Below are 7,309 nucleotides of genomic sequence, written 5' to 3' on the forward strand. Positions count from 1 at the left end.
GCCCTGCTCGCTATCAGGTCTGCACTTTCCACCAGCGCGGCAACAACCGTCTCACCTCTGCGCGCTGATAACGGTCGTCGATCAGATGCACGACACCCGCGTCCTGCTCGGTACGGATCACGCGCCCTGCCGCCTGCACCACCTTCTGCATGCCGGGGAACAGATACGCGTAATCGTAACCATTGCCGAACTGCGTATCGAGCGTGCGGCGCATCTGTTCGTTGACGTCGTTCATCTGCGGCAAGCCGAGCGTCGCGATGAATGCGCCGATCAGCCGTTCGCCGACCAGATCGATGCCTTCCGAAAACGCGCCGCCCAGCACCGCGAAACCTACGCCCTTGCCATCCAACGCGAAGCGCGCGAGGAACGCGTCACGCGCCGCTTCGTCCATGCGCGGCTCCTGGGTCCAGACAGGCACATGCGGATGCCGCTCACGCATCGAACCCGCGACGCGTTGCAGATAGTCGAAGCTGCTCAGAAAGCCGAGATAGTTGCCGGGCCGTTCCGCGTACTGCCGCGCGATGAGATCGACGATCGGCTCCAGCGAACGCTCGCGGTCGCGCCAGCGCGTCGACACATGATGCGCGACATGCACGTCCAGTTGCTCGGCGCGGAACGGTCCTTCGACATCGAGCCAGCCGGTGTCGAAGGGCAAGCCGAGCATGTCGCGATAGAAATGCTGCGGACTGAGCGTGCCGGAAAACACGATGGTCGCGCGCGCAGCGGCGTAACGCGGCTTGAGAAACGGTGCGGGAATCACGTTGCGCACGCAGATATCGGTCGAAGCCTTCGCGCGTGATGCGCCATGTTGCGCAGCGACTGTGACATCGACGATGGAATGATCGCCGAACTGCTCGACCAGCGACATCAGATGCAGCGCGTCGAAATAGAATCGCAATGCGTTTTCATCGACGGAATGCGGCATCTCGGCAAGCTGATCGCCGATTGCGGCAAGCAGGTTCTGCAGCGCGGACTGAAACTTTGGCGGCACGGCGGGCAGCACTTCATACGCCGTATTGCGCTCGCGGTTCAGCGCATTCCATTCGCGATTCAGCCGGTCGAATGGCTTTTTCAGCGCTGCGGGCGCAACAAGACGCACGCCGCGAAACGCGTGCTGATCGAGCGTCGCGCTATACATGCGGCGGGCGCGGTCGGGCAGATTGTGCGCTTCGTCGGCGAGCACGGCGACGCGCCAGCCATTCATCTGCGTGAGCGCGTACAGCATCGCGCTGCTATCGAAGTAGTAGTTGTAGTCGCCGATCACGACGTCGCACCAGCGCGCCATTTCCTGCGCCAGATAGTACGGACAGATGTCGTGCGCGAGCGCCGCCTCGCGCACGGTCGCGCGATCGAGCGTGCGCGTCTGCAATGCCGTATCGCGTGCGGCAGGCAAGCGGTCGTAAAAGCCGCGCGCCAAGGGACACGATTCGCCATCGCAGGATTTGTCGGGATGCTCGCACGCCTTGTCGCGCGCGACGAGTTCGAGCGTACGCAACGGCAGCGGCGTGTCGCTGCGATGCAGGGATTCGATGGCATCGAGCGCCAGCGCGCGGCCCGGCGTTTTGGCCGTCAGGAAGCACACGCGGTCGAGATGATCCGCCCCGCACGCCTTGAGCAGCGGAAAAATCGTGCCGAGCGTCTTGCCGATACCCGTCGGCGCCTGCGCCATCAGACAGCGTCCATCGCGTGCCGCGCGAAACACGGCCACGGAAAGCTCGCGCTGTCCGCTGCGAAACTCGCCGTAGGGGAAACGCAGCGCGTTCAACGCGGCGTTGCGTGTGTCGCGATGCGCTGCTTCGCGCGCGGCCCATGCAACGAAGCGCTCGCACTGGTCTTCGAAGAATGCGCGCAACGATGCCGCCGTATGCTGTTCCGTCAGCACCGTTTCTTTTTGTGAAGCGATGTCGAAGTACACCAGCGCGACGGTCAACGCATCGAGCGCGCGTGTCTCGCACAGCAAATGTCCATACACGCGTGCCTGCGCCCAATGCAACGTGCGATGGTTCGCGGGCATCCGGTCGAGATCGCCGCGATGCGTCTTGATCTCTTCGAGCCGGTTCAGCGCCGGATCATAGCCGTCTGCACGTCCACGCACTGTGAGGTTGCCGTGTGTGCCCGTCAGCGTGATTTCCGTTTCGTAGCCGGACGCGCGGCGCCCCGTCACCACCTGATGCCCGGCAATGCCTTCGAGCGCCGACGGCGCGGGCGTGAAGCGCAGATCGAGATCGCCGCGCCGCGCGGTGAATTCGCACAGCGTGCGCACGGCGACGATGTAGCTCATGCCGCCTCCGTGTCCGTCAGATCATCGACATGTGCTGCGCCGTCGCGCTCGGTCCAGCGCACGTCGAGCACGCGCACAGGCATGCCGTGCTGCACGCAGTACGCGAGCCAGCGGATCTGGTTGTCCTGCAGCCGGTCGCCCGGCCCTTTCACTTCGATCAGTTCATAGCGCCGTTCGTGCGGCCAGAAGCGGATCAGATCGGGCAAGCCGGAGCGGTTCGTGCGGATATCGGCGAGCAGCCGCTCGAACCACAGTTTCAGATGTGCGGCGGGCAGACAGTCGAGCGCGAGCGTCAGCAGTTCGCGCGTGAGCATGCCCCAGAACACGAATGGCGATTGCAGCCCGGCTTTGGTTTCGAAGTGGCGCAGAATCGTCTCGCGGTACGCGTCGCTGTCCAGTTGCGCGAAGCACATGTCGAACTGCGCGGCGCGGCGCACGCGGAAATCGGGCGCGTGCAGATCGGCGGGACCGCGCTGGAACGGGTGAAAGAATGCGCCCGGCACGGCCTCGAAAACGGGCTCCCAGCACAGCAGGCCGAACAGCGAATTGATCAGCGCGTTCTCGACGTAATGCACGGGCGCGTCATCCGTCGACAGATGGTCGCGCACCGCGTATTCGACGGCGATCGGATCGAGCGGGCGCAGCAATTCGATCATGCCGCGCTGTGCGGCGCGTGCGGACTCGGGCTTGCGCACAGCACCACCGAGCCGCCTTTGCAGGCGCGGCAGCATGCGCGCAATACGCTGCTGTTCCTCTTCGCTTTCGGGCGCGACGGCAGCCTGCATGGCCAGTTCGAGCGCTTGCGCATCGCGGCCCGCGCGCTCCAGCACGCGCATGCGACGATGGCGCGCGCCCGGCCATGTGCAACGTTCATAGATTCGCAAGGCCGCGTCCCAGTCGTGTCGCCGCTCGGCCTGATAGCCGATGGCGAACAGCAGCTTCGCGCGGCGCAAGGCCAGCCACGCGTTGTGCTGCGTATCGATAGCATCGACGGCTTCGAGCAGCGGGTCGAGCGCTTCGCCGTCCGTCAGTTCGAGCAGTTCGCGGCACGCATGCAACGCAAGATAACAGTCGACATCTTCGCGCTGCTGAAACGCCCGCGACGATGGGGCGAACGCCACGCGTTCGTACTGATACACGCCCAGATCGGCGAGCACGAACTCGGACCAGTCCTGATACAGATTGCCGAAGAACATCAGCCGCAAACGCTCGCACAGCGGTGCAACGAGTACGCGCACGGCGCTTTCGCCGGCTTGCGCATCCCAATCGACATAACGCTTTGGCTGGGCGTGCGCAGCATCCGCCGCGCGCAGCGCTTCCAGCCAGTCGGGTTTACGCAAGCCCTTGAAAGCAGGCGTCGCGGCGAATGCGCGTTGCAGTTCGGGGCGTGTGGCAAGCGCGAACAGTTCGTCGAGCGAGACTTCCGCGTCCGCGTCAACCCAGCCGAGCGCGGCAAGCGGCGCAGCGGCCGCGGCAGGACAACCGATTTCCGCATACGCAAGCCGCGCCGTGCGAAACAGCGTGCCTTTGCGCATCAGCATGCGCACGAGCAGCGCGCGCGACGCTTTGGGCAGACGGGCGCCGTCGCGCAGGAAAGCATCGAGAAAATCGCGCTCGCTGCTGCTGAGCAGATCGTCGTAACGTTCGGCGATCCACGCGAGCGCGCGCTCGAAATTCGACAGGTACTAGAACGGATCGGGAGCGTCGGTCGGCACGGCCATGGACACAGGAAGGCTGTATATTTATACAGCCATCATAGCAAAACCAGGCCGCCCGCCGAGACAGAACGCGCACACGCGCTACACGCTACGCACTTCCGTGTCGGGATAAGTCACCTGCACGGCCGGCACGAACCACGCGAGGCACAGCCCGATCAGCGCAGCCAGCGCCGCGACGGACAGTCCGATGTGAATCGACGCGACCAGCGCCTCGCGCGCCATGTGCATCATCGGATCGCCGGAATGGCCGGCCGCCACCAGATGCTCGATCAAGGCCGACTGCTCCGCGCGATCGACCAGCACGTCGGGGCTGGCGAACGACTTGAGCCATTGCGTCGCCTGATACGAATCGAGCGAGCGCGTCACGCCTTGCGTGTAGAGATGTCCGAGCAGCGCGCCCGTGATCGCCGTGCCGAGCATGCCGCCAAAAATCCGCAGCGATTGCATCAGCGCCGTCACTGCGCCGAGATGATCGCGTGCGACGATCTGTTGCGAGCAGATGGTCAGATTGGTCGCCACGAGGCCCAGCCCGAGTCCGCTCACGCCCATGCACGCCATCCACACCGCGTGCGGCTCGTGGCCCTTGAACGACACCAGCGACACGCAGCCGATCACGAACAACGCGAAGCCGATATACATCAAGCCGTTCGCGCGCCGCATGCGCGTGACGATACGGTTGTTCACCACGCTGCCCACCGACGTGCCGAGCAGCAGCGGCGTGATCAGCATGCCCGACTCGTGGGGCGACATCGCGTAGCCGCCCTGGAACAGCAGCGGCACGTAGAACACCATCGAAAACAGCGCAAAGCCGCCGAGTACCGACATCGCGAACAGCGCCGCGAGCTTGCGGGCGAGCAGCACGTCGACGGGAACGACCGGGTAGCCCATACGCTTTTCCCAGAAGTACAGCGTCAGCCCGCAGACCATCGTGACGGCGAACAGCAGCATCGTCGTGCCGCTGATTCCCTCGCGCGGCAGAAACTCGATCAGCAGTTGCAGCGCGCCGAACGTCACCGCGACTACGAATGCGCCGAGCCAGTCGAGCTGAATGGGTCCACTCGCCTTCAGGTGACGCAGCTTCGGCAGAAACATCTGCACAAAGATCAGCGACACGATGCCGACCGGCACGTTGACGAAGAACACCAGCCGCCAGCCCTGCATCTGCGTGAGCATGCCGCCGAGCGTCGGCCCGACGATATTCGCAAGGCCGAACGACGACGTGACGAACACCAGCCAGCGCAGCCGCAGCTTCGGATCGGGGAACAGATCGGCGACCGTGGCGAACACCGTGCCGATCAGAATGCCGCCGCCGATGCCTTGCAAACCGCGCGCGGCAATCAGAAAAAGCATGCTGCTGGCGAGGCCGCACAGCACGGAAGCCAGCGTGAACAGCACGATCGCGGCGATCAGAAAAGGCTTGCGGCCGTACAGATCGCCGAGCCGCCCGAAGATGGGAATCGTGATCACCGACGCGAGCATGTATGAGGTCGCGACCCAAGCGTAGAAATCGAAGCCCTTCAGGTCCGCCACGATGCGCGGCAACGCCGTGCCGACGATGGTCTGGTCGAGCGCGACCAGCATCGTGACGAAGGCGATGCCGAGCATCGCGAGCAGCGACTCGCGGAACGGCAGCAGTTGCCGGCCTGGATCGTGATCGGGGATGGCGGACATCATGGCTTGCTCCACCCAAAAGGCGTCCGCGCGTGGCGGGCTTTCGTCCCGGGCTTCTGCCGGGCGCGACACTGTTACGAGAGTGATGCGCGCGCCCGAAAATAGCAAGGTGCTTTGCTAACCCGCACCGGCATGTCTCTTGCCGGCGGCGTATCGACACGATGCACGCACGTTCGGCACAGTCCGCTTTCCTGCCTATACTTTTCTTGCCGTTCCGGACAAAAACCAGCGACCATCGGCCGCGCGACAGGTGACTTGCCCCACCCGTCTGCCAGAGATCGCGTGAACGGCGCCGATCTGGTGGCCGCGGTGCACGCCGCCTTCAATCTCTATGTTGTGGTGCAATTGAGCGCGCGTATTGGCCTGCCAGCCCGTCAAGCAGGTATCGTGCGATAGACGCATCATCTGCGATTGCGTCCCCGCAGCGCGCGCCTCGTGCGCGTGCGCCGGGTATCGTCCGATTTGTCTGGACAGAACGTCTGCCTGCTTTCGACCGCACGCCACATGGAACCGTCCACTGATCCTGCCGACCACGAGCCATCGTCCGACACCACGCGCATCGCCGCGACGGCAAGCCGTCCCTTTGCGCTGATGGCCGGCTGGCTGGCGCGTCTGGATCCCGGCACGCACCGCCGTATCAAGGGACTGCGCCTCGTGACGGCGTACGGCCTCGCATCGGCGCTCGGCACCTTGCAGGACGTGACGCACGGCTTGCCGCGCAACGCGTCGGTCGGCCTGCTTGCAGCCAACTTTGCGCTATGGGCGAGCGTGGCGGAGGCGCGCTCGACGCGTCCTGAATCGAGCCGGGATCTTGCGCTGCTGTGTGTGGCGGCTGCGTTGGGCGCGGCCATGTATATCTGTCTTGCGCACTCGCTGCTTGTGTTCGGGCATGCAGGTCCGGAACTCGTGCTGGTCTCGGGTGCGTTTCTGGTCGGCTATCTGAAGCGCTTTGGCGTGACGGGCGGCGGACTCGGCTCGCAGATCTACATCGGGCAACTGCTGGCGTACGGCGCCAATCTCGTTCCTGCCGATCTGACTGCCGTGGCCATCGCCGGGGCGATTGCGATGCTGGCCTCGATCGTGCCGAGGCTGTTGAGTGGGCCCGCCGAGCGGCCCGCCGTCGTGGCCGCCCTGTCGCCTGGGCCCGAGCCTGTCCCCGGACGGCCATCGCCTGAATTCGTGATGGGCCTGCAGGCTGCGTGCGGCGCACTCGTCGTGGTGGCGTTGAACGCTTGGCTGAATCTCGCGGAATCGGTGTGGGCGATAACGGCCTGCACGTATGTAGTCGCAGGATCGGCGACGGGCACCGTGCAGCGCGTGAGGCGGCGCATTATCGGCACGCTGATCGGTGTGCCGCTTGGACTGATCTGCCTGCCTGTTGCCGAACACGTGCCGCTGCTGATCTGGCTCGCCGCTGCGCTCGCGATGATCGTCTATTCGATGGCGCTGCCGGAACGGTATGACGTTGCGTGCGGGGCGTTCGCGTTTACGCTGGTCGTCACGCTGGCGGTGAATGGGATTCACTCGATTCCGTTTCTCGCGGCGCGTGCGTGGGAGACGCTGATTGGCGGTGCGCTGGGGCTGGTGGCGGCGATGGTTATTTTTCCGTTGCGGGTTAGGGAGAGGTAGGCGGTGGGGA

At 64.8% G+C, this 7,309-nt stretch carries 4 protein-coding genes; 1 reads left to right on the forward strand and 3 read right to left on the reverse strand.

The window, feature by feature from the left end:
• Positions 1-13: 13 nt before the first annotated feature.
• From DK391_RS28790 to DK391_RS28800, 3 genes are all read right to left on the reverse strand, one after another.
• On the reverse strand, positions 14-2,281 hold the full coding sequence (locus DK391_RS28790; protein ID WP_109481406.1) for an ATP-dependent DNA helicase: 2,268 nt from the start codon (positions 2,279-2,281) through the stop codon (positions 14-16).
• On the reverse strand, positions 2,278-3,963 hold the full coding sequence (locus DK391_RS28795) for a VRR-NUC domain-containing protein (protein WP_109481407.1): 1,686 nt from the start codon (positions 3,961-3,963) through the stop codon (positions 2,278-2,280). Before DK391_RS28795 ends, DK391_RS28790 begins: the two co-directional genes overlap by 4 nt.
• Positions 3,964-4,080: 117 nt before the next feature.
• Positions 4,081-5,673: an MFS transporter gene (locus DK391_RS28800; protein WP_109481408.1), complete on the reverse strand. Its 1,593-nt coding sequence runs from the start codon at positions 5,671-5,673 to the stop codon at positions 4,081-4,083.
• Between the two features lie 501 nt (positions 5,674-6,174).
• Here DK391_RS28800 and DK391_RS28805 point away from each other — a divergent pair.
• Positions 6,175-7,299 (forward strand): FUSC family protein, encoded by a 1,125-nt coding sequence (locus tag DK391_RS28805; RefSeq protein ID WP_109481409.1) that lies wholly within the window; start codon positions 6,175-6,177, stop codon positions 7,297-7,299.
• The last annotated feature ends 10 nt before the right edge of the window (positions 7,300-7,309 follow it).

This window comes from Paraburkholderia sp. C35 (genome assembly GCF_003121405.1).
Taxonomy (GTDB): Bacteria; Pseudomonadota; Gammaproteobacteria; order Burkholderiales; family Burkholderiaceae; genus Paraburkholderia.